The organism is Verrucomicrobiia bacterium, from assembly GCA_035946615.1.
Classification (GTDB): Bacteria; Verrucomicrobiota; Verrucomicrobiia; order Limisphaerales; family UBA8199; genus DASYZB01.
In genome coordinates this window covers 1-21,791 of sequence record DASYZB010000040.1, presented here as the reverse complement: position 1 = coordinate 21,791, position 21,791 = coordinate 1, and the positions used below count along the sequence as shown (strand labels likewise).

20 protein-coding genes and 1 tRNA gene are annotated in these 21,791 nt (G+C 59.1%); 8 read left to right on the top strand and 13 right to left on the bottom strand.

What is annotated here, in order from left to right:
• Positions 1 to 49: 49 nt before the first annotated feature.
• A tRNA-Arg gene (locus tag VG146_06450) sits at positions 50 to 126 on the bottom strand.
• 145 nt (positions 127 to 271) lie between these two features.
• On the opposite strand from VG146_06450, the gene VG146_06445 reads away from it, so the two are divergent.
• The 3 genes from VG146_06445 (at position 272) to VG146_06435 (ending at position 4,154) form a co-directional block, all read left to right on the top strand.
• A complete protein-coding gene (locus VG146_06445) occupies positions 272 to 1,030 on the top strand; it encodes a hypothetical protein (GenBank protein HEV2391987.1) in 759 nt (252 codons plus the stop codon).
• Positions 1,027 to 1,890, top strand: coding sequence for a hypothetical protein (locus VG146_06440; protein HEV2391986.1), 864 nt, complete (start codon positions 1,027 to 1,029; stop codon positions 1,888 to 1,890). The genes VG146_06445 and VG146_06440 overlap by 4 nt, the downstream gene beginning before the upstream one ends.
• An 80-nt stretch (positions 1,891 to 1,970) precedes the next feature.
• Positions 1,971 to 4,154 carry a PAS domain S-box protein gene (locus tag VG146_06435; GenBank protein HEV2391985.1) on the top strand — a complete coding sequence of 728 codons (2,184 nt, stop codon included), beginning with the start codon at positions 1,971 to 1,973 and terminating at the stop codon, positions 4,152 to 4,154.
• Positions 4,155 to 4,216: 62 nt separating this feature from the next.
• On the opposite strand, the gene VG146_06430 is transcribed toward VG146_06435, so the two are convergent.
• The 10 genes from VG146_06430 to VG146_06385 all read right to left on the bottom strand — a co-directional run bounded on the left by VG146_06430 (position 4,217) and on the right by VG146_06385 (position 15,140).
• The gene (locus VG146_06430) at positions 4,217 to 6,661 is read right to left on the bottom strand and encodes a glycoside hydrolase family 2 TIM barrel-domain containing protein (protein ID HEV2391984.1); all 2,445 of its coding nucleotides are present in this window, start codon (positions 6,659 to 6,661) and stop codon (positions 4,217 to 4,219) included.
• A gap of 125 nt (positions 6,662 to 6,786) precedes the next feature.
• Positions 6,787 to 7,236 (bottom strand): glycosyl hydrolase family 79 C-terminal domain-containing protein, encoded by a 450-nt coding sequence (locus VG146_06425; protein HEV2391983.1) that lies wholly within the window; start codon positions 7,234 to 7,236, stop codon positions 6,787 to 6,789.
• A gap of 51 nt (positions 7,237 to 7,287) precedes the next feature.
• The gene (locus VG146_06420; GenBank protein HEV2391982.1) at positions 7,288 to 8,208 is read right to left on the bottom strand and encodes a hypothetical protein; all 921 of its coding nucleotides are present in this window, start codon (positions 8,206 to 8,208) and stop codon (positions 7,288 to 7,290) included.
• A 22-nt stretch (positions 8,209 to 8,230) separates the two neighbouring features.
• Positions 8,231 to 9,094, bottom strand: a complete 864-nt coding sequence (locus tag VG146_06415; protein ID HEV2391981.1) for a class II fructose-bisphosphate aldolase — start codon at positions 9,092 to 9,094, stop codon at positions 8,231 to 8,233.
• An 11-nt stretch (positions 9,095 to 9,105) separates the two neighbouring features.
• A complete protein-coding gene (locus tag VG146_06410; GenBank protein HEV2391980.1) occupies positions 9,106 to 10,596 on the bottom strand; it encodes a sodium:solute symporter family protein in 1,491 nt (496 codons plus the stop codon).
• Complete coding sequence (locus VG146_06405) at positions 10,596 to 11,951, bottom strand: L-fucose/L-arabinose isomerase family protein (GenBank protein HEV2391979.1); 1,356 nt, start codon at positions 11,949 to 11,951, stop codon at positions 10,596 to 10,598. Before VG146_06405 ends, VG146_06410 begins: the two co-directional genes overlap by 1 nt.
• Positions 11,952 to 11,993: 42 nt before the next feature.
• The gene (gene fsa / locus VG146_06400) at positions 11,994 to 12,641 is read right to left on the bottom strand and encodes a fructose-6-phosphate aldolase (protein ID HEV2391978.1); all 648 of its coding nucleotides are present in this window, start codon (positions 12,639 to 12,641) and stop codon (positions 11,994 to 11,996) included.
• A 37-nt stretch (positions 12,642 to 12,678) separates the two neighbouring features.
• On the bottom strand, positions 12,679 to 13,527 hold the full coding sequence (locus tag VG146_06395; GenBank protein ID HEV2391977.1) for a sulfite exporter TauE/SafE family protein: 849 nt from the start codon (positions 13,525 to 13,527) through the stop codon (positions 12,679 to 12,681).
• Entirely contained in the window at positions 13,524 to 14,738 is a 1,215-nt protein-coding gene (locus VG146_06390) for an ROK family transcriptional regulator (GenBank protein ID HEV2391976.1), read from the bottom strand. Before VG146_06390 ends, VG146_06395 begins: the two co-directional genes overlap by 4 nt.
• 126 nt (positions 14,739 to 14,864) lie before the next feature.
• The gene (locus VG146_06385; GenBank protein ID HEV2391975.1) at positions 14,865 to 15,140 is read right to left on the bottom strand and encodes a hypothetical protein; all 276 of its coding nucleotides are present in this window, start codon (positions 15,138 to 15,140) and stop codon (positions 14,865 to 14,867) included.
• Between the two features lie 177 nt (positions 15,141 to 15,317).
• On the opposite strand from VG146_06385, the gene VG146_06380 reads away from it, so the two are divergent.
• On the top strand, positions 15,318 to 16,577 hold the full coding sequence (locus VG146_06380; protein HEV2391974.1) for a nucleotide sugar dehydrogenase: 1,260 nt from the start codon (positions 15,318 to 15,320) through the stop codon (positions 16,575 to 16,577).
• A gap of 204 nt (positions 16,578 to 16,781) precedes the next feature.
• Here VG146_06380 and VG146_06375 read toward each other — a convergent pair whose 3' ends face one another.
• Positions 16,782 to 17,582 carry a WecB/TagA/CpsF family glycosyltransferase gene (locus tag VG146_06375; GenBank protein HEV2391973.1) on the bottom strand — a complete coding sequence of 267 codons (801 nt, stop codon included), beginning with the start codon at positions 17,580 to 17,582 and terminating at the stop codon, positions 16,782 to 16,784.
• 87 nt (positions 17,583 to 17,669) lie between these two features.
• Between VG146_06375 and VG146_06370 the strand changes: the two genes are divergently transcribed.
• On the top strand, positions 17,670 to 18,512 hold the full coding sequence (locus VG146_06370; GenBank protein ID HEV2391972.1) for a glycosyltransferase family 2 protein: 843 nt from the start codon (positions 17,670 to 17,672) through the stop codon (positions 18,510 to 18,512).
• Here the strand turns inward: VG146_06370 and VG146_06365 are convergent.
• Positions 18,490 to 19,503, bottom strand: coding sequence for a glycosyltransferase family 9 protein (locus VG146_06365; GenBank protein HEV2391971.1), 1,014 nt, complete (start codon positions 19,501 to 19,503; stop codon positions 18,490 to 18,492). The genes VG146_06370 and VG146_06365 overlap by 23 nt on opposite strands.
• Before the next feature lie 202 nt (positions 19,504 to 19,705).
• Between VG146_06365 and VG146_06360 the strand changes: the two genes are divergently transcribed.
• The 3 genes from VG146_06360 to VG146_06350 all read left to right on the top strand — a co-directional run.
• Positions 19,706 to 19,903 (top strand): hypothetical protein, encoded by a 198-nt coding sequence (locus VG146_06360; protein ID HEV2391970.1) that lies wholly within the window; start codon positions 19,706 to 19,708, stop codon positions 19,901 to 19,903.
• Positions 19,900 to 21,348, top strand: a complete 1,449-nt coding sequence (locus VG146_06355; protein HEV2391969.1) for a class I SAM-dependent methyltransferase — start codon at positions 19,900 to 19,902, stop codon at positions 21,346 to 21,348. The genes VG146_06360 and VG146_06355 overlap by 4 nt, the downstream gene beginning before the upstream one ends.
• 50 nt (positions 21,349 to 21,398) lie before the next feature.
• Positions 21,399 to 21,791 (top strand): hypothetical protein (locus VG146_06350; protein HEV2391968.1); only part of this gene is annotated, 393 nt, incomplete at its 3' end.

The following is a 21,791-nucleotide window of genomic DNA, read 5'->3' as shown; positions in this document are numbered from 1 at the left end:
GGAAATTCTAATCGTTCCGTTCCCCAACGACCCAGCGCGCAAGAGCGTATGGTACGCGAGGCGGGGGTTGAACCCACAACCTTCGGCTCCGGAGGCCGACGCTCTATCCAATTGAGCTACTCGCGCACTGGACGGGAGCAAAGTAGGTCAATCCCCTCCTGTCGGCAACCGTTTTATCATTTGGAGAATCCAGCCGGATGAGCGATGTTTGGGGCAACATTGGTTAGGGCCTTGAGGGCCGTTGGGCAAATGGACGAAAGGGTAGGGGCTCATGAGCATGTTGCTGCGGTCGGTAAATGGAGAAAAAAGAGGAACACACAAAGCGGTTGGATTCCTCGACGAGTTCGCTATCAATCATCATCCCGTTTGCCTGGAAGCCAAAGCCCGCATCCGGCCCTATCTGGATTCAGACCGTCCGGCTATCCGCCGCCTCTGCTGTGACACCGGTTTTTTGGGCAACCCGGTGGATGGTCTGTTTCAGGATCGGGAGCTGTTCGCCGATTTGTTCACCAAACCGTATCTGGAATATGAACCCGAATGGGCGCTGGTGGCGGAGGTCGATGGGCGTGTTATCGGTTACCTGCTCGGGGCGGTCAGGCGCAACTTTGATTTCATGCTGATGCGCTCCGGCTTTGAGACCGCCGCCAAAATGGTGTTCCGCCTGGCAGCGGGCCGCTATGCGGGGCATCCGCGCAGCCGGCGCTTCATCCGATGGCTCCTCACGACGGGCTTCTGGGAGCAACCCCGCCATCCCAGTAACGCCGCGCACCTGCATTGGGACCTGGACAAAGGATTTCGTGGGCGTGGTATTTGTCTGCGCCTGTGGACCATTTACGAGCACCGGCTCCGGCAGGCCGGAGTTAAGCGGTGTTACGGCGCTTTTTTCTCTTACAAAAGACGGCGCCCGGAATCGGTTTATGCCCGCTACGGGTTCAGCGTTTTCGACCGCAAGCGCACGACGCTGTTCCAGCCTGAGATAGCCGAACCGATGGAGGTCGTTTGCGTCCAGAAGGCATTCGAAGGCGCGTGAAACTGATAATATTCACTCTGACAAGCGCCCGGTCGGGGACGCTCTACCTGAAGCACCTGTTTCAAAACAACATCCGGGATTGCGTGTGTCGGCATGAGCCTTTTTTTGATTGGGGCAATCCCACCTTGTTTGGCCGCGCCATTTACGATGCGTCTGCGGGGCAGTTGGGGCGGCTTCGGGCTCTATTGCTCAAGAAACAGCGTTATATCGAACGATTGCCGGGCAAGGTTTATCTGGAATCCAGCCACGCTTTTTTAAAATCCGCCTATCGCGCGGCCACTGAGGTCTTCCCCGAGTTGCGTTTAGTTCACTTGATTCGCGACCCGCTCAAGGTGGCAAAAAGCGAGGCATATCGCGAAGCCTGGCGGCGGCGGGTCCATGCCCCTTTCCATTTTTACAAAGGCGACGACAACCGCCGGCATTTCGTCTGGGCATTGACCGGCAACGAAGAGATTTTTCGGCATTTTGCAGGGCGCTCACTGAGTTTATTTGAATGGTATTTGATAGAGTGGATCGAGATCGAAAACCGCGCGATGCGTTTTCTGCGCGAGCACCAGCTCCAGCAGCGCTGCTTCACCATGCACGTTCCAAAGGACTTGAACGCCCCCGCGAGAATCCGTGCGATGTTCCATTTCTTCGGCCTCAGCCTCGCAAGTCCGGACCTTGTGCTGCCCGGGCGCAAGAACCGGAGCCTGGGTTATTCTCGCCGGATCACGCCGGAGGAGGAGGGCCAGTTCGCTGGGGTGCTGGGGCAATTGCCTTTGGAATACTTGGAAATCTTTCAGCAGGAACCGTATGTTCAGCAGCCTTGGGCGTCTCGATTTAAGGTCCCGGGCGTGCTTGCGGCCCAACAGACGTAAACCACAAGAGGCGCTTGACATTTTCGGGCTGGGGCAACCTCATAGTCTGGAAGCAGATAGGCTGAGAAACGAGAGGCATAATGGCCTTCCAGGACCTCCCGATTAAACGCAAGGTCACAACGGTAATCATGCTCACCACCCTGAGTGTGCTGCTGTTGAGCTCGAGCGCCTTCGTCATTTATGACTCGGGCAGCCATCGCCAGATGGTCCTCTCGAACCTGTCCACGCGGGCTGCTATTCTGGCCGGACAAAGCGTTTCCGCTTTGGCATCGCAGGATGCGCGCCGGGCGGACGAACTCTTCGGCGCCCTGCGGGTGGACCCGCACCTGATGGCCGCCGCGCTCTATGACGCACAGGGGCGGCTTCTTGCCCACTTCCCCCGACAGGCCCCGGCCAATTCGTTCCCGGCCACTCCCGGCACGCCCGGATCGAGTTTCCAAAATTCGGAGATTATGATTTTTGAACCGGTGATGCGAGGAAACGTCCGGCTTGGGACGGTGTTCTTGAGTTCCGAACCTCGGCCATTTTATCAACGTTTCCATGTTTATGTAGCAATGGTTTTGGCTGTCTTCGCGGGGTCGGTGTTGATGGCGCTGTTGCTGTCCCACGGTTTGCAGCGGCGCATCACCGGCCCGATTCTTGCCTTGGCCAGCACTGCCCGCGCGGTTTCCGAGAGCACCGATTTCTCCGTGCGCGCTCCCAAGAGCGGTGAGGACGAACTGGGGACTCTTTCAGACGCCTTCAATCACATGCTCGAGCGCATTGCGCAGGCGGAAGCCGCCGGGTCTTTTCTCGCGGCGATTGTGCAGTCTTCCGATGCGGCTATTATTGGCAAGGACCTCGAGGGCCGGATTGTCAGTTGGAACGCTGGGGCCGAGCGGTTGTTCGGCTACAGCGCTGCGGAAATGGTTGGCGGGCCTATCGCCACGATTATTTCGCCCGAGCGCCCCGATGAGGAGGAGCGGATTCTACAGGAAGTGCGCCAGGGTTCTATCCGATACTATGAGACGGTGCGCGTGCGCAAGGATGGCACACCAATCGAGCTTTCCTTAATTACATCCCCCATCAGGGAGAGCCAGGGCCGAATTATCGGGGTCTCCTCAATCGCTCGGGATATTACCGAGCTGAAGCGGGCTGAGCGCGAATCTTATGAGAGCCGGGCACGGCTGGAAGGGATTATCGGCTCGGCTATGGACGCGATTATCAGCGTTGATGAGCAGCAACGGATTACTTTGTTCAACAGTGCTGCCGAGCGGATGTTCCGCTGCAGCGCTCACGAGGCCCTGGGTCAACCTTTGGACCGCTTTATACCGGCGCTTTTCCGCGAAACGCATCGGCAGCACCTGCGCGAATTCGGCGCAAAAGGGACCACCAGCCGCGCGATGGGACATTTGCAGCCGCTGTCCGGAGTGCGCGCGGACGGCGAGGAATTCCCTATCGAGGCCTCAATCTCTCAAATCGCGGTCGGGGGACAGAAGATTTATACGGTGATTCTGAGGGATATTACCGAGCGCAAACAAGCCGAGGACCAGATTCGCCAACTCAATGCGGACCTGGAGCGCCGGGTCCAGGAGCGGACTGCTGAATTGACTGCCGCAAATCTCGAACTCGAGGCATTCGCCTACAGCGTCGCCCACGATCTGCGCGCTCCCCTGCGGCACATTGATGCTTTTGCTAAAATCCTGCATGAAGAATTTATGGCGGCTCTGCCTGCCGAGGCCCAACGGTACATCGGCAATATCCACCAAGGCAGCCGGTACATGAGCCAATTGGTGGATGATTTGTTGAACCTCGCCCGCATTGGCCGCCAGCCGCTCAATCGGCGTCTCATCCCTCTCAACGATTTAGTCCAGGAGGTGGTTGGCAGCCTGAAGGACGAACTCGAGGGCCGCTCGATACAATGGAAGCTGCAACCGCTCCCAACCGTCCAGTGCGATCCGGGTTTGATGAAGATCGTCTTTGCCAATCTACTGGGCAATTCGATCAAATACACCCGCCCACGGTCACCAGCCATCATCGAGGCCGGCACCGTCGAGTTCAAAGGGCAGCAGGCAATCTTCGTGCGCGACAACGGCGTCGGTTTCAACATGAAATACGCTGATAAACTGTTCGGCGTCTTTCACCGGCTGCACCGGGCGGAGGAATTCGAAGGGACCGGCGTAGGATTGGCCACCGTCGAGCGCATCATCCGCAAACACGGCGGTTGTATCTGGGCTGAAGCCGCAGTGGACAAAGGCGCGGTGTTTTATTTCACGCTCCCTTAGAGCGCGTTTAAAAATAGATTGCCGCCATCCTCCTCGCCCTCGTCGGTAGCAGCCGACGCCCTTTATATTCGATCTCGGTTCTCCACGTTAATCTCAACGGATTTGGCCCCTAGAGACGAATGGACTGCCTTTATGGTAATCCGCCCGGGACGGCCAGGAAGGGTGCGGACCCAAACGGCGCCTACACCGCCACTATCAGCGAGTGAAAAAGGGTTGTCCCCAACCAACTCTCCCGGTCCGCTTAATTCAAAGGCGACTTGCCCGGTTGCGAAGGCACGGTCGCCGCCGAATTTATCCACGACTTTGAACGCCAGGCGGGTGGCGTCCGGCAGGTCACTCGATAACTCCTTATTGTCTGCCTCGAAGATGAATTGATCCTGGCTCGGATCGGAAGAAAACGAGCGCGACAGTATGAGCCGGCCCCAGGCATAGCCATCGATGCGCAATTCCGGGTGTCCGGCCCCGTCCATCTCCAGATCAGTGAAAAAGGGCGGATACTGGATATGAGGGAAATTCGTTGAGTCCGGCTGTAGCGCAACGTGGATGCGCCCGTCGAGGAATACCTCCAAATGCTGGCAATTTGAAAAGATAGCCGCTTGTTTCCCAGGGCCACGAGGGGTTTGGGGGCCAAAATCCCAATAGAAATTGGGCTGGATGACCGGACGCACCTCGGGGCTGATTTGCGCCAGGTAAAAGGAGGCCCCCAGCTTGGGGATTCGGAATACGTCTGCGACACCGGGAGTTTTGACGTTATTGAAGGAGTTGATGAGACTGGCGTAATCAAATCCGCACCAGGCAATGACGCCACAGATGCGGGGATTGGCGGCGGCCTTGCTGTGGGCCTGGGCATGCCAGAGGGCCTGATGTTGTTGCAGCGTCACATCACCGGCGCGGCGGTACTTGCTATCAAAGCCTTTGCCTTTGCCATAGTTAAACTGACCCACCGCCTCAGCCAGCATATAGGGGACACCAGGCACAGGAGCGGCGATACCGACGCTGCCATCCCGGGCGGCATGGTAGTCGTCAAAGGCAAATACATCCTCGTGCCAATCTTGTTGCCAGTTTTTGCGCGAGCCGGGAGTCATCGAGCCGGAGCTGGGGCGCGAATCATCGAGCGATTTCGCCAAGGCCCTTGTGCGTTGATAAAGGTCCACTTCATTGGCCGATTCGTTAGCGCGCGTTCCCCAAATGATAATCGCCGGATGATTCCGATCCCGCAGGATCATATCCTTGACATCACGGACCAGCAGTTCCTTCCACGCGTCGTCCCCGATATAGCCCCAGCCGGGGACTTCCTCCCACACCATCAAGCCCAGCTCGTCGCACGCGTCAAGGAATGCCTCCGATTGCGGATAGTGCGAGCAGCGTACGACGTTGCAGTTGAAATCGCGCCGCAGAATTTCAGCATCCCGGCGCAACACGCGCGCGGGCATCGCCCCGCCGGCGTACGGAAATATTTCATGACGATTCAACCCGAAGAGCTGCAACCGGCGGCCATTCAGAAAAAAGCCGTCGAGTTCGAAGCGGGCGTCCCGAATCCCGATGCGCGTCCGCTGCTGATGCGCCGGCTTGCCGTCAATAACGAGCCTTGTCACGACCTCGTAAAGGTGCGGTGCGTTCACATCCCAGAGCGCGACATTGCCCAAATTGGAAAGCGTCAGCGGTATCTGCTTTGGACCGGCCAGCTCGATGTTCACTGTCTCTTGAGCGAGGGCCAGAACTCGCACGCCATTGCGCAGCTCAACCTGGATTTGGACCGGTTTAGGACTGGGCGCAGCGGCGTCGAGCGAACAGAGGACCTCGATGCGCCGATCCGCATCGAGCACCTTGACTGGTTTTGCGAAAACGTCGCTGATGAAAATCCGGGGCACGACTTTCAGGCTCACGCTGCGGTAGATGCCTCCGGCTTCCAGATAGTCAACGCGCTTGGCCCCCACCGCCGCCCCTTCCGGGGGCACATTGCTCCAACGCGAATCGACGGCGACGGCCAGCACGTTGTCGCCTTGACTGAGCGAATCGGTGATTTCGCATTCAAATGGAAGATAACCACCCAAATGTTGCGCCAGCGCATGGCCATTGAGGGTTGGGGTCGCCCCGACCATCACCCCGTCGAAATGCAGGAACGTGCGCATCCCCCGGTTTTCCGGCGGCAGTTGGAAATGGCGCCGATAAATCCAAAGGTCTTGCCAGGCTGCCGGGTCCCACTTTTCCCAGGAGAGACGCGCGACACAGTGCGGCACGGAAACCCGCGAAAAAGCCGTGTCATCAAAATGCGGAGCGAGGGCGGTGGGGTCAAATTTTCCGCCGAAAAGCCAATCGGCATCCAACGGGATGGTCCCGTATCCTGGCTTGTTTCCTTGCGCTGTCCCGGCCGGGCCGGCGCTCCTGCATCCTAAAATGGGAGCGGAGGCCAGAACCATGCACCCAAGGGCGCAATGGCGGACGAATTCTCTTCGTGAAATGCTTGCCGGCTCTTGGTGGGTCTTGCTCATGGCCTTTGTGCTCATTTTGTTTATTTGGACGAGTTGAGGAAAGCGCGCATTCTACGGCATCGGAATCCTTATGACCAGAACACACCAGGCACAGACCCACTGAGCAACCCGTTTCCGTTGGATTCGGCAGGCCATGAAGATTACTGAGAGCTGAATTTGACTATGGTTGCCGAAGCGGCGCGCACAGTCACGGTGCACCGGTCATTAGTCATATCCAGGCTGGTCCATTGTCCATGCCAGGGAGCGCTATTAGTGATTGCGTCGCCGCCCAGGGTAACCCCACGGATCGCCGCAGCGTCGCCGTTCGGAGCGCTTAGGTAAATTGCGGCGGCTTTGTTCAAGGAACGGTCCCTGGGCACAAACGTCACCTCTGCATCGCGCGGGCGCGCGCCATTTTCTTTGTTGATGATCGTCACATTGACTTCCGACCCATTGCCGACAGCATAAGCAGTCAGGTTCAACTCGTCGGGATTACGCATCGTCAGCGGCTCGACGGACCCGCGGGCCCCCAATTCAAAGGCCTTGATGCCGTACCCCTTGGGGTTGATGACCAAGGCGCGATGGGAGTCCAGGGTAATGACATCATTCACAACCCACTGGGTATTATGAAAATCGACCCCGCTGGCGTGATGTGCAGCCCACTAATGCAGGAAATCCAACGCCCACAAAGCCCCGGCAAAGGTGTCGCTGGCGCCCGGGACCCCGCCGCTATAATGGTCATTGGCTTCCGTGAATCGATAAGGCAAACCATTCGCGAGAACAGGCGCCGCCATTTTGTCATAGAGCCTCTGGTTCGCAGCAATCCAAGCCGGGGACAACAGAGCTTGAAGTCCCTGGCGGGCAGCCACACCCCGGCCCGCTCCGCCGACATAAAAATGCTCGGTAATGATTCGGATGCATCCGCTCGTCTTTTCCGCCTGCGCGAAGCGGGTTGTCCAGTAGATATTGCCGCTTCCGGCATCCGGCCCAGCGAAAGCCGCTGCGGGGATTGCGCTGGTGATGGCCGAGGCAAATTGCTCCCACTTGCGCAGGTAGCTGACACAATTGGTTATCACGATGTCCCGGGCATAAATTTTCTTTCGATCAGGCTCATTGCCGATAGCGAAACAGTCCAGAAGCGGCTGGTAATGTTGCCAGATATACTTGGCGATAGCCGCATTGGTTGCGGCGTAGTGCAGTTCAGGGGCGCTCTCGAGCAAGGGAAACGAATAGATGACCTTGTTCACCCCGGCAGCGTGGACGAAGGCGAAGAGACTATCGATGTCACCCTTGCCGGGAATGCCCAGCGTCGGCGGCCACTCGACGGTCGTCCCGCCCAGGCGCAGGTGTTTGATACCGAGATTTTGGAACAGCATCACGAGCGGTCTGTTGGTCGCGGCGAAAAAATGGCCTCCAGACCCGCTGGGCAAGAGCGCTTTCATACCAAAGCTCATCCCGATAAAATCCTCCGGGATGGCGGGCCCGGCTACGCGCGGTCCGAGAGTTATGGTGACCGGAGACTGCGCCCAACCGGCGGTGGTGAGAAGAGCGCAGCAAATCGCAAGGCCGGCAAATAGTTTCATCAGATTCGGCGGCAAAGGCTTGCTATTTGATGGCCGCGGCCTTGCCTTCGGAGCCGACAGCCCGGATGATTTCCTTAATGTCCTGCTTGAGTTTGTCCTTTGCGGCGCGAGCGATCCGCCAAACGTGGTGTTCATGATTGAAGGTCTGGCTCAGCTCATTGAAGTAACGGATGTAATTCATCCGCAGCCCCTCGCCAAAATTGATCTTGGTCATCCCCGCCTTCACGCTTTGCGAAATGTCTGCCATGGAAACCCCGGAAGTGCCGTGCAAGACCAGCGGCGGGCTGACGGCGCCATGGATGCTCGAAATCAATTTGAAATCAATTCCATGCTGTTCCTTGAAGATGCCATGGGTAGTGCCAACCGCCACCGCCAATAAATCCACATCCACCCTGGAAGCGAATTCCTTCGCTTCAGCGACACTCACCACGCCGGCGCGCTGCCCCGAGGCATCCGAGCTTTTGATGATGTGCCCAATTTCTGCCTCGACGCTGATGCCCAGCGGCCGAACCAGGTCAACAATCTGCTGGGTTCCGCTGACATTTTGTTCGATTGGCCGATCTGCGTAATCAATCATCACATGGGTAAAGCCGGCCTTTACCGCGCGCAGCACGGACTGGGGGCTCCTGCCGTGGTCCAACGCGATGGCCATGGGGATGGCGCTCTCCGCGGCAAGGAACTTGATGAGCTGGCCCGCATAATCGAACCCGCGGTACTCGAGGTTGGGTTCGTAACACTGAATGATCAGCGGCGATTGCAATTCCTCCGCCGCCTCGATGATGGCGCGGCAGATGTCATAGGTTCCGCCGTTGTTATTCAGAGCCGGAATGCCGAAGCCTTTGGCGGCAGCCTGGTCACAGAGATGTTTTGCATTATAGAGGTTCATTTTGGTTTGGATTAAGTGAAAGCCGTGAGCCGGGATGATGCAGTCGAAATGGGAAGCGCGCCTTCAATGGCTTCCCGTTCGTGGGCGAGCCCTTGGGAGATCTCGTCGAAGCCGTGCTTGGGCGCTGGAGTCAATCGGCTGACCACAACGTGAGCAATCAATCCCACTACCGTCGCGGGAATGGTGGGGTTTTCGCGGAACTTGGCTGCCGCCGGTAGAAACATCAGAACCAGCGATGCGGCTGGCGTGGTAATCAGGGCGGCGAGCGCTCCCTGCCAGGTCGAGCGCCCCCAAAAGCGGCCCAGGATAATAATCACGCCCAAGCCGCTCATCGTCAGGGGCAAGAACTTGACTACAAACCCGACGATGCTTCCGGTGTGAAGGGCCAAAAGCGTGGAGAGAAAAAAAGCGCATGCCAAAGCCCACCGCGCCGCGGCGACGGGCCGTTGGGGATACCGTCTGGTGGCCAGCGGATAAATATGCCGCACGAAAAACGTGCCTGCGGCGGCGGCATTGCCGTTGGCCGCTGAGGACATGCCCGAGACGGCGGCAACGACCACAAAAGCGGCTAACCACGGCGGCAGGACATTCATTACCAGCCATGGCAGGGCCTGGTCGGGCACCGCCAGATGCGGGTTGAGTTTGAAGGTGTACATGCCGGTAATCCCAATGGCCACAGAGAAGAGCATTACAACCAGCCCAGAGGTTATCATGCTCCACTTGGCGCCGGATTCAGTGTGCGCGCTGTACATGGTCAACCTGCGCCCCGGGTCGGCAATCGGATTTAACGTGAGCACCAGGACCAGCCCCAGCACGTTCCAGCCGCCGAGCGAGCCAATGCCCAGAATCGAAAAGTAATCACCCGGAACCGCCTGGCGCAAACCGGCCAATCCTCCGCTGACGCCCAATGCCGAGCGCAACAGAAAGACAAAGCCGCCAAACAGAATCGTTGTCTGCAGCACGTCGGTATAAACCACCGCTTTGAGCCCGCCGGGGATCGAAATAATCGCCTTGGCGAAGCCGGCCAGCACCACGCAAATTCTGTAGGGCAGTCCAGTAACCGCCCCGAGCACGGCAGCGCCGCCCATGATCTGTATGGTTAACCAGCAAAGTTGCGAAAGGAACAACGTAATATTGGAAAACTCGACTATAACCCGCTTGCGTTCGTAGTAGCAGGCGATTTCTTCGCTCAACGTCATGAATTTGAAGCGGCGCATCCGGGCGAAGAACAGGCCGGCAAGCAGCGTGCCCAGTCCCAAACCGATGGGGTAGGCGCATCCGGCCCAGCCATGTTGATAGGCCAGGCCCGTTCCGCCGATGATCACTCCCGTGCCGATACAGGTGCCTATAATCGTCCCGGTCAGCACCCAATAGGGCAGGCCGCGTCCGGCCACTAGATAATCGGCCGGCTTGCGTACGCGCGACATCCAGAAGAACGAAACCGCCGTCGTCAGGACAACGTACAGAATCAGGCCAAGCGTGATGGCAGCGCGAACCCCCATCAAATGAACGGCATGCCCAGCGCGCGCCCGAGCCGGCGCAAGGCTGCCTGGTGATGTCCCTGGACCACGGCGACGTGGTGCGGCATGCCCTGGTGACACAGCTCGTCCAGCCATTCCCGTGGGTCCTGGTGATTAAGGCGCGCCAACGCGTTGGTCGCCATCAGGTGTCGTTTAGGCCGGATTGTCTCGCCTTCGCGCGCAGTCAGGAAGTACTGCCCATCCAGCCGCCAGAAACGGAAGACCGTCACGGGCATCTTGGCGCGTATCGTGGCCTCGATGACCGCCGGTTGCTTGAGGTTAAAATGCCGGGCAATGCGCGGGCCGCCAGGGCTGCCCACCGGCTCGCAAAGCGATGGCGGCGCGGCGCCCCCATGCCAAAGAGTGATGGTCTCGCGGTCATGTTCCAGCCAGTCGGATAAATAGCAGCGGCCCAGCCCCAAACTCTCCGCTATCCAGGCCGAAAGCCCGCCATCCGCGTCGCCCTCGATGCCTACCGCGCGCCCCTCCTCGACCAGGCGCGCGACGCCCAGATAAGGCCATTGGCCAAATGCATTGGGCATTTCCGGCCATTCGCGCACAGTCAAAACGTCCAGGTTTTCTCCATCGAGAAATGACCGCATCGCCAGGTAAAGCCGCGACGCCGTGGGCAAGTCATCGTCCGTGGTGTCTTTGTGGGGCAAGCCCAGGGCCTTGAACCGCTCCACGTCGGCCACGACAGCTTCCGCGCTGACCTCCTTTACGGCGCTGGCAAACTCCAGCAGGCTGAAGTTCTGCATCTGCGCCCCCAACCCCTTGTGAATCGAAAACGGCTCGGCGCTCATTGCAAAAAAGCCGGGCGCCTGTCCGCCAATCATGCCCAGCCGCACGGTACGGAGCCGGCGCACAGTGACCGCCAGGCGCACGGCGTCGCTGAAGGCCCGCTGAGTCTCAGCCGCCTCAGGCGCGCCATAAACCAATTCAAAAGAATGTCCCATTTGCCGCAACACCGATCCCCAGCAATGCGCCCCTACCAGCGAACAGGAGCTGATCATGTCCCCATCGGGTTTTTCCGGTGTGGCCCAAAGGATGAGCGGATCGGGCCAGAGTTGAGCCAGCGTCGGCGCCAGCCGGCCATCGGCCATGGTGGTCTGCAGCGAGACGACGGCATCCACGCGTTGCGCTTCGCATGAGGCCATCGCGCGGCGCAAGGAGCCTTCATCAACAGCCTTCTCCGGCGGTTCCAATACCGTGAACGAGATTTGCCGCAACGACTGGCGCGCCCGCTCCTCCATCTGCCGGCCCCATTCCATGTCGAACCCGGGCCGGCGGCGGCCAAGGAAAATGAAGCCGACCCTGGGTTGATTATCTTTGTTCATAGCATCTCGTTAATCGGAGGGTCGCGTTCCACGAGACCCTGTTCACTGTTTGGGCACTTTCTTCCAATCATTCAAAAACATCTCGATCCCAATATCGGTCAGCGGATGGTCATAGAGTTGCCGAAGCACATCGAAGCTCATCGTGCAAATGTGCGCGCCCGCCAGCGCCGCTTCCAGCACGTGCAACGGGTGGCGCACTGCGGCGACGATGATTTCCGTTTTGTAGCCGTAGTTGTCGTAGATGGTTTTGATTTGGCGGGCCAGGTCCATTCCAACATGTCCAACCGCATCCAAACGCCCCACGAATGGGCTGATATAATTCGCGCCACACTTGGCCGCCAGCAACGCTTGCAGCGGCGAAAAGGTAACCGTGACGTTGGTCTTGATGTCTTCAGCCGCGAATTGCTTCACCGCTTTCAAACCTTCCTTGGTATTGACGACCTTGACGACCACGTTGTCGTGGATTTTCGCCAATTGCCGCCCTTCACTAAGAATTTCCTCAGCCTTCAGGCCGATGGTTTCGAGGCTAATGGGGCCTTTCACGATTTCGCAAATCTCGCGATAGACCTCGGCGGGGCGCCGGCCAGTCTTGGAGACATGAGTTGGGTTGGTTGTGACGCCGTCGATCACGCCCCAACTCCAGGCTTCTTGAATTTGTTTCACATCGGCTGTATCGAGGAATATTTTCATTTTTTCACGTGGTCTGGTTATGGATTCTAAAGGAGTTTTAGGGAAAAAACAGGTATTTGAGTCCCATCACGCCGAGGAACACAAAAGTGACTTCTCTTAACAGCGGCTGCGGGATGCGGGTGAAACATTTCTGACCCAGGAAAATGGCTGCAATAAGCGGCACGACGCTCCAAAGCCCTGTCACCAGGAGCGGGCCGCCCATCAACCCGGCGCTGCCAAGACACACCAGGCGCAGCAGCGCGCTCAACCCAAACACCACTTGCAGCACCGCCACGATTTGTTCCTTGCTCCAGGGTTGGGAGTAAGTGAACGCCACCACCGGCGGGCCGCCCATGCTAAAGGCCCCGCTCAGCCCGCCGCTGATTAGACCTATCGGCAAGCCCAATCGCGGCGACAAGTGGATGCGCCGGGCGCGGCCCAGAATCACTTGCACAAAATTGCAAAAAGGGTCCAACCAGCAATCCTTCCCGGCGCTATTTGATTGGGTTGGATGGGACGCTTTTCGGCAAAGGTATCGGCACAGGTCTTGAATGCGGCTTTTCGCAACCGGGCTTAATTCATTGGCCGAGAATGCCAGCATCACCGCCCCTAAGACGCGGAGCAGGAGTTGCTGGTCCAGTTCCACGAGCGCATAAATGCCCAGCGGCACGCCTAAGCAGGCGCCAACAACCAGCCCTAGTCCCTGCCGCAGTGAATAATGGCCGCGAATGGAGAAGAACGTCATCCCGCAAACAATGAGATTCAACAGCACCGTTAAAGCCGCCGCCTCTTTCAAATTCATCAGAAACAACAGCAGAGGCATGGCGATCAATCCAAAGCCAAACCCAGTCATGCCCTGGATGAAACCGGCAAGGCAGATAATGATAATGATGATGGGGAGACTCATGAGCGGTCGCATGCTGGTTTCCACTCGTGCAGCGCCAGGGCCGCGGCCCCCCATGCCCCAATGTATTCGCCCATGGCCGAGTTCATAATGGCAGGCATTTCAGCGCCGCAAGCGCGCAGGACCTCCCGGGCCCGCCTCTGCAGCGGGTCCAGCAGGGCATCGCCCAGCGGCGTTAAGCGTCCCGCCAGGATTACGCGCGAGGGGTTCAGCGCCAAAACCAGTTGGGCCACCGCCCACCCCAACACTTCCGCCACGACCGCTATCAGTTGCATCGTCAAAGCATCCCCGCGCCTCGCTTCCGAGACCAACTCGGAAAACTCCGCATCGAGAAGGCGCGCCGGCCGGCCATTTTTTCTGTCGCCGTTTTGCGCCCGTTCCCAAGCCGCCAAAAGGGCCCGCGCAGAAGCGACCTCCTGCAGTTCGGCGTCTGCTGCGCGCGCAGACCCGCTGCCCATGAAGAAGCGAGTTGCCGGATGCTCTGGCCAGGGACAACGCCACCGGCCAATCTCGCCCGCCTGGTAGTGCGCCCCGCGCTGCAGTTGTCCGCCCGCGACAATCCCAGCGCCAATCCCGCTGCGAATCCCCAAACACACCCAATCGCTTACCCCGCGTCCCTGGCCAAACCACAACTCCGCCAGAGCCATCGAGCGAATGGTGTTTTCGAGATAAACGGGCGCCCCAAAGCGGCGGGCCAGTGGCGCGGCCAATGCAATATTGCGCCAACCCTTGATGTACTTGTAATCCACAGCGACTCCTTTGGCCGGATCGACAAGCCCGGGCGCCCCGATCCCGATCGCCAGTGGCCGCCGTTTTTTCCCCGGCAGCATATCCAGTATGAGCCGCTCGATCCTTTTCAGAATCACGCTTGCCGAATCCCCTGCTTCAATCTCCCCATGCGCCTGCCGGAGCGGGTTTGCAGAAAAATCCACCGCCATTGCGGTCATGCTGCGCGCTTCGAAATCCACACCAATGAACTGCCCCCCATTCGGGTTTAGTTCCAAGGCCGTGGGAGGGCGCCCGGGCGTCGAATCCACGCTTTGCGTTTCCGCCAGGAATCCATGGCTCACTAATCGCCCCACGTACACCCCAACCGTCGAAGGCGCAATTTGCAGCTTCCGCGAAAGCGCAACGCGCGAGATGCCCGGATGCGCCCGCACGCGCTTCAGAATCTCCGACTCAACCACCGCTCTCTGTTCGACACCGAGCTTCATGCGATTTATTTCGAATGAAAAATAATTAAGCAAAAACCCCGGCTCATCGCAAATCAAATCTTCATGCGCCACGTGGTCACCGCCTATGGATGGGTAACCGAAGCACTTCCACAAGCCGCCGCGCTATTAAATGACGGCGGCCTTTGCGAGGCGGTTATCTTCAGCGATTTCGGCTTGGCTGTAGCAGTTGGCGAAGTAGTCGCGTGGCCGGATGGGAATCGGGTCGATAGAGGGAACGTGCTGCAAGAGAAAGCGGTCTTGGCCGCGCACGATATACACCGGTTGGCCCTTGCCGGCTTTCTCGGTTAGCCTTCCCAGGTAAGTCTTGGCATCACTCAGGGTGAACACATCAGATTGAAAACTCGCCCTTCGCCTTCGGGAGGCTCGAGTTGCGCGTTTCATAGGCCAAGCATAGGCTGTTGTCCATGGCATTCCTTCTTCGGCATGCTCCCTCACGCTGCCTCGCGTCGTGAGCAGCCCAAATCGCCATTTGCGCTCTTTTGCGTCCAATAAAGTTCGCGTTCTTTGGTTCTCTCAAAAACTTGCGCCGGACCCTGCGATTGATAATGCTGTCGAGCTATGTCAAATCTTAAAAAGCTTTCCGTCTTCGGGATGGGCAAACTCGGCGCCTGCATGGCAGCCACCTTTGCCCAACGCGGTTTTGACGTCCTGGGCGTCGATATCAACCCCGAGGCGGTCAGCAAGCTCAATGCCGGCCAAGCGCCTGTGGACGAACCGCGCCTGGCCGAAACCATTGCCGCCGCAAAAGGCCGGCTGCGCGCCACCACGGACGCCAAAATGGCCGTCGATACCGACGCCACCTTTGTCATCGTCCCATCCCCCAGCCTGCCCGACGGCAGCTTCTCGAATGAATTCCTCATGCGCGCCCTGCAGCCGGTGGCTGCGGCGGTTAAAGCCGCGCGAAAAAAGAACCACCTGTTTATTGTCAGTTCCACCACCACCCCCGGCGCCTGCCGCAAAGTCATTATTCCCATGCTCGAACAGCAGGTCGGCGGCGTTTGCGGCAAAGATTTCGGCTTTTCCTATAACCCCGAGTTCATTGCCCTGGGCAACGTGATTCGCGGCTTGCTCGAACCGGACCTCGTGTTAATCGGCGAATCCGACCCAGCCACCGGAGACCGCCTCGAGGACCTTTACAAAAAGTACAACACCAATCAGCCCCGGATTGCCCGAATGTCCATCACCAGCGCCGAGCTGACGAAGATTTCGGTCAACAGCTACATCACCGCCAAAATCAGTTTCACCAACCAACTCCGCATGATCGCCGAGCAGTACTCGGATGCTGACATCCACGCCATTCTCGATGCGATTGGCTCCGACTCGCGCATCGGCAAAAAATATCTGCGGGCGGGTTTAAGCTACGGCGGCCCGTGCTTCCCGCGCGACAACCGGCTGGTGGCCTACGCGGCCAAGCAGGTTGGCCTGAGCGCCCCGCTGGCCGAGGCGACCGACCTGGTAAACGAGTTCGCCAAGGAACGCCTGGCACAGCAAGCCCTTGCCTTCGTCAAACCGGGTGACACCGTCGCCGTCCTCGGGATGGCCTACCGCCCGGATACATACATCGTCGAAGAATCCGCCGGGCTGCACATAGCGCAGACCCTCAAGCGCAACGGCTGCCGGGTCGTCGTTCACGATTACGCCGCCAATCCCAAAAACAGCCCCAGCCTCCTCGAATTCGAACCACTGGGAGACCTGGCAACCTTGAAAAAGGACAAGCATATCAAAGCCTTGCTCATCTGCTGTCCATGGCCCGGCTACAAAAAAGTTGCTTTCCCGAAAGGCGCCAGGATCTTCGACCCTTGGGGGGTATTGGCCTAAGAGCGTGTTTTGTAGCACCCGACGTAAGGAGGCTCTGATCTACGCTAAAACCGCTTGAAATCTGAGCCTCCTTACGTCGGCTGCTAATTGAACAAGGTTTTTCAAACCTCCTCTAAGAGCTTCGACTTAGAACATGTTCGAAAAATGCTGAGGCTGCCCCTTCTTCCCCCTCTCCTCTTTGGGGGAGAGGGAGATATCGCGCCCCTAAACCCGCGCTGCTGACCGCCGTCCCATCCGCTCCAGTAAACTGTAGTACAGATAAAGCGCGTTATACTGCAGATACCGGGGTCCGAGCCGCCCGGGCTCGTGCGACAACCTGTAAATCCAAGTCATTCCCAGGCGCTGCATCCATCGGGGCGCGAAACGCCTGCGGCCAGTCAATAACGTAAACGCATCCCCCACCGCCAGGAACACCCCGCGCTTGTAGCGCGACTGGTTCTCGATTATCCATTGCTCCATGCGCACCCCCGGCAGCGCCACCCACACGAAATCCGGCTCCGCCCGGTTAATCGTGTCGGCAAAAGACCTCTCATCCTCCTCCGTCAACGACCGGAAAGGCGGGCTGATAGCCCCCACAATTTCGATGTCGGGTTGCAATTCGTTCGCCACACGGCGCATGTCAGCCAGGCAGGCCTCGCTATCGCCGAAGAAGAAATGCCGCCATGGCCGCGGGGTGTTGCGAAGCGTGTGCCGCATAAAATAAGGGCCATAAACACGGTCCGGCAGCCTGGCGCCGCGCCTGTTCAGGGCCCAAACCACCGGCATCCCATCCGGCAGCACCAGGTCGAACCCTCCCAAGACCTTCCCAAAGGCGGGATTATGCCGCGCCTCAGCGAGGATATGCGTATTGGCCGGGCAAACCGCTGTTGGGCGCGGCTCGCGCGCCAGTTGCTTCACGCCTTCCAGCGCGCTCTCATACGTCGCGCAGGCCACAGGCACCCCCAGAATCTCCAACCGGGCGATAGCATTCTCGTCCACGCCGCAGAGAATACCGGCGCCGCTCACGTCCGCCAACGACTTTTTGCGCAGGCTTGCCGCCCTGCGCGCCAAACCGCTATTCTCTGAGAACTTTTGAGCATCTGACGCCGCTTAATGAATTTCTCGATCGTGACTCCCAGTTTCCGCAGTGCACGGTGGCTGGGGCTTTGCATCGCATCAGTCGCCGACCAGGCGGGCGTCGAGTTCGAGCACATCGTCCAAGATGCGGGCTCAGACGACGGCACACTGGAATGGCTTCCGAATGACAAACGTGTCCGCGCCTATGTCGAAAAAGACTCGGGCATGTACGACGCGGTTAACCGGGGTTACCGTCGGGCCAAAGGCGACCTGCTGGCCTATTTGAATTGCGACGAGCAATACCTTCCAGGCGCCCTCGAAAAAGTGCGCGAATTTTTCGAACGGCATCCCGAGATTGACGTGGTTTTCGGCGATTGCCTTGTGGTGGGCCAAACCGGGGCTTACATCTGCGAGCGACGGGCCTTGCCGCCCCAACTCCTCCACACTTGGACTGGACCCAGCCTGAGCTTCCTAACTGCCGCCACCTTTATCCGCCGCCGCGTTCTCGATGAGAAGGGGCTCTTCTTCCGGCCAGAGCTACGGGACCTGGGTGATGCCGAATGGGCGCTGCGGCTTGTAAAAACCTGCGTTCGGACGGGAATACTGCCCGAATTCCTCAGCATCTTTACCGAGACGGGACAAAACATGAACCTGGGCGCCAACGCTGCCACAGAGCGAGCCCAGTTCCGGGCCAGCGCCCCAGCTTGGGTCCGCGCCCTGGGCCCCTTGGCTCTGGCCCATTATCGGCTACGCCGCTGGCGGGCCGGGCATTACTCCTGCCGACAGCACGATTACGCTATCTACACGAGCCAGAGCCCGGGTGCCCGCAAGGTCTTTCATGTCGCCCACCCGACCTTCAGATGGCTGGGGCGGGTGTAGTCGGTTTTCTTTGGCCCAAATGCATAGCCACGAACTGCTGAACCCGCCCCCATACCTCTTCTTCTCCCAGGTCCCAAAGGCAATTCGGGACCGGGAACCGGCAGTAATCCGAGCAAGGTTTATAAGGACACGGTTTGCCCTCGAGCCACTCGGAGGCCGGGTGCAGCGGTGCGAACCACTCCGGAAGTTGCGGGCCGAAAATTGTGAATGTTGGCACCCCGCATAATGCCGCCAGGTGGCCTGGGCCGGAGTCATTGCCGATAAAGAGAGCGGCGCGATCAATCAGGTTGAAGAGCTGTGAAACGTTGCGCGGGGCCTCGGCCTCAGGTTCGCCGGCCGCCACCCAGAATCCCTTTTGCTCGGGGTCGCACGCCACCTGAACGCGATAATTGCGCTCGCGCAACCGGGTTACCAGCCGCCGGTATTGGTCCAGCGGCCACACCCGCACCGGCTGGCCTGCGCCGGTATGCACCAACACCTCCCCGGAGCCTTGAGACTGCGGGAGCGGAATCTTATCCCGGGCAGGCAACTCCAGGCCCAGCGCCCGGCCCAGCACCCGCCAATACTCATACCGGTGCGCCCTCGGGCCGGGCCGGGCCAGGGGCTCACTGAGAAAAATCCGGCTGCCCAGGCGCGGGAATCCCAAGCGCCGCTCGGCCCGGAGCGCGCGCAACAACAAGTGGTCTCGCGGGTCCCAGCGGGCCGACAGCCCCACCCCAAAGGTTTCCGCCACGAGCTTGCGAAGCTGGAGCATATCGCGCCACGGCCAGGCCAGCAGCCGGTATTTGCGGCGGAAGGCCGTCCAAGGGGCAACAAACGGCACCACCTTCACCTCGGGCCAAAATCGCGCCCGCAAATCCTCCGCGTAAGGTTTGGCTAGAAGCGTAAGCTCAAACCTCTGGCTGGCCGCCTGCAGGAAAGGCGTTGCGATTATCAAATCGCCCAGCCCCCACAGTTCAATCACCACCAGCTTCGGTTTCGCACGGTCCACAGTCGCCCGATTCTACCCGCCGGCGCTGGCGCTGAAAAGCCGCAAAGCTTTTGTAACCTGTTGCACCCACCCTGCGTCTATGCGAGCAGCAGGCCCTTTCGTCGGATAAGTAAGGCTTTTAGGGTGAGGCGAAGCCGAAAAAGACTGGGGGAAATCTTGACGACCGAGCGGTTTTGCTTATTCTGCGTGTTTTGCTGGTTTTATGATTATTTTAGCCTATGTCGATCCTGGGTCAGGTCTGCTGATTTGGCAGGCCATCATCGCAGCGTTTCTGGGCCTGCTTTTTTACCTAAAGAAAAGCCGCGACTGGATTCTCGGGAGCTTCAAGAAACCCTCTCGCCCGGAGAAGCCTTCAGAAGCGGGCCCGGTTGACGTGCAGCCGCCTCCGGTTCGGCGATGACCCATCCCGCCGCTTCGTTTCGGGATCCTACCGGCTCCTGCTGCATTATTGACGGCCACTTCCTCCGCCTGCTGACTGCTGAAGGCGCTTCTGCCCTTCAAGGATTTCTCCAAACGCCCGTTGCCCGCGCATTCAGCGCCCGCCGGGAACTCGTCGCCACTCGCTCCCTTGGCGAGCCGGAGCTGAACGGGCTTCGAGGTTCTCCAAAGCTTCCCGATGCTTTTCGCAACGGCCATCTGGCCGCAGTGGTCGAGCATGATCGAATCCCCTTTCCCAGTTACCCTTACGAATGGCCCGCCGAGATGCTTTGGGAGGCCGGGCGCCTTACCCTCGAACTGGCGCGCGCCTCGCTCGGCGACGGCTATGGATTGAAAGACGCCACCCCTTACAACGTCCTCTTTCGCGGCTGCCAACCGGTTTTTGTTGACCTCCTGTCGTTTGAAGCACGCGCCCCAGGCGATCCGGTCTGGCTTGCTTATGCCCAATTTGTCCGGACGTTCCTCTTGCCGCTCCTGGCAAATCAATGCTGGGGCTTGCGCCTGGCCGATATTTTTACTTCCCGGCGCGACGGCCTCGAACCGGAGGAACTGCACGCCATGTGCAAGGGCTTGCAGCGTTTGAACCCACGGATTCTTTCCTTAGTCTCGATGCCCACCTGGCTCAAATCCAAGGCGCATTCCACTGGTGGAGAGCTTTACAAATCGCAAATCCTTAAAAATTCCGAGAAAGCGCGTTTTATCCTCGATTCACAGCTCCGCCGGCTGCAAGCCGCCCTGAACGGCGTCCAGTCCCGCCCCCGGCAGGATTCGACGTGGTCGGATTACATGGCCACTCACAGCTACAGCCAGGATGCCTTCGACGCCAAGGAAAAGTTCGTGCACCAATTGCTCGCGGAATTCAAACCCGCACGGGTCCTGGATGTCGGGGCCAATACCGGGCATTTCGGCGTGCTTGCTGCCCGCAGCGGAGCCGAGGTCCTTGCCATTGACCTCGACCCGGTCTGCGTCGGGGCGATCTGGCGGCAGGCGCGCAAAGAGAACTTGAACATTCTCCCGCTTGTCATCGACCTGGCTCGGCCCAGCCCGGCCCTGGGCTGGCGCAATGCCGAATGCGCCTCCTTCCTGGACCGCGCAACCGGCGCATTTGAGGGCGTGCTGATGCTCGCCGTGCTTCATCATTTGCTGGTCAGCGAGCGCATCCCGCTGCAGGAAATCATCCGGCTGGCCTCGGAACTGACCACCTCGCTGCTGGTTGTTGAATTTGTCGGCCCGCAGGATGAAATGTTACGGCAATTGGCGCGCGGGCGCGACCAGCTCCACGCCGGCCTGAACGAAGCGGCCTTTGAAGCCGCTTGCGCGCCGCTTTTCGAGACCGTCCGCTCACTGGCGCTCCCGGGCACACACCGCCGCATTTATGCGCTGAAAAAAAGGGGGGCTGGGGCGTGAGTGAACCGCGGGCGGACTCTCCCTCGTCAAGGCCGGGCTCTGTCCGTGACGTGGCCGAAAATCCTTATGGCCATAAACTCCGGGACGTTTTGATCGCGATGTCGGTAGCCAACCTTTTTTTCATAAATGCCTGGGCGCCTCTTCTGTATTCAGCAACCAAGGGATATTATAATAAACTTCCGGTCACCTCGGTTACGCTCCTTGCGCTCCTGACCGATTTTGCATGGTTGGGCCTATTGGTTTGGATTATCCTGCGTGCGAACAGGCGATCTCCGAGCAGGTGGCTGATCCTTGCGGGGCTTGTGATTCTCGTGCCCTCGATGTTGTTGCCACTCGATTATTGCCGCTTGTACGTATGGGGACTTAGCGGTGATCGGATTGTCACGGCTTTTAAGAAACCGTTGCTGGCGATACCACTTTTTAGCCTGGGTATTGTTGGTCTC

Excerpts from the sequence above, each read along its gene's own strand:
- VG146_06445 (HEV2391987.1), top strand. The coding sequence starts at position 272 with ATGAGCATGTTGCTGCGGTCGGTAAATGGAGAAAAAAGAGGAACACAC.
- VG146_06435 (HEV2391985.1), top strand. The coding sequence starts at position 1,971 with ATGGCCTTCCAGGACCTCCCGATTAAACGCAAGGTCACAACGGTAATC.
- VG146_06430 (HEV2391984.1), bottom strand. The coding sequence starts at position 6,661 with ATGAGCACAAAGGCCATGAGCAAGACCCACCAAGAGCCGGCAAGCATT.
- VG146_06420 (HEV2391982.1), bottom strand. The coding sequence starts at position 8,208 with ATGAAACTATTTGCCGGCCTTGCGATTTGCTGCGCTCTTCTCACCACC.
- VG146_06415 (HEV2391981.1), bottom strand. The coding sequence starts at position 9,094 with ATGAACCTCTATAATGCAAAACATCTCTGTGACCAGGCTGCCGCCAAA.
- VG146_06410 (HEV2391980.1), bottom strand. The coding sequence starts at position 10,596 with ATGGGGGTTCGCGCTGCCATCACGCTTGGCCTGATTCTGTACGTTGTC.
- VG146_06405 (HEV2391979.1), bottom strand. The coding sequence starts at position 11,951 with ATGAACAAAGATAATCAACCCAGGGTCGGCTTCATTTTCCTTGGCCGC.
- fsa (HEV2391978.1), bottom strand. The coding sequence starts at position 12,641 with ATGAAAATATTCCTCGATACAGCCGATGTGAAACAAATTCAAGAAGCC.
- VG146_06395 (HEV2391977.1), bottom strand. The coding sequence starts at position 13,527 with ATGAGTCTCCCCATCATCATTATCATTATCTGCCTTGCCGGTTTCATC.
- VG146_06390 (HEV2391976.1), bottom strand. The coding sequence starts at position 14,738 with ATGAAGCTCGGTGTCGAACAGAGAGCGGTGGTTGAGTCGGAGATTCTG.
- VG146_06385 (HEV2391975.1), bottom strand. The coding sequence starts at position 15,140 with ATGAAACGCGCAACTCGAGCCTCCCGAAGGCGAAGGGCGAGTTTTCAA.
- VG146_06380 (HEV2391974.1), top strand. The coding sequence starts at position 15,318 with ATGTCAAATCTTAAAAAGCTTTCCGTCTTCGGGATGGGCAAACTCGGC.
- VG146_06370 (HEV2391972.1), top strand. The coding sequence starts at position 17,670 with ATGAATTTCTCGATCGTGACTCCCAGTTTCCGCAGTGCACGGTGGCTG.
- VG146_06360 (HEV2391970.1), top strand. The coding sequence starts at position 19,706 with ATGATTATTTTAGCCTATGTCGATCCTGGGTCAGGTCTGCTGATTTGG.
- VG146_06355 (HEV2391969.1), top strand. The coding sequence starts at position 19,900 with ATGACCCATCCCGCCGCTTCGTTTCGGGATCCTACCGGCTCCTGCTGC.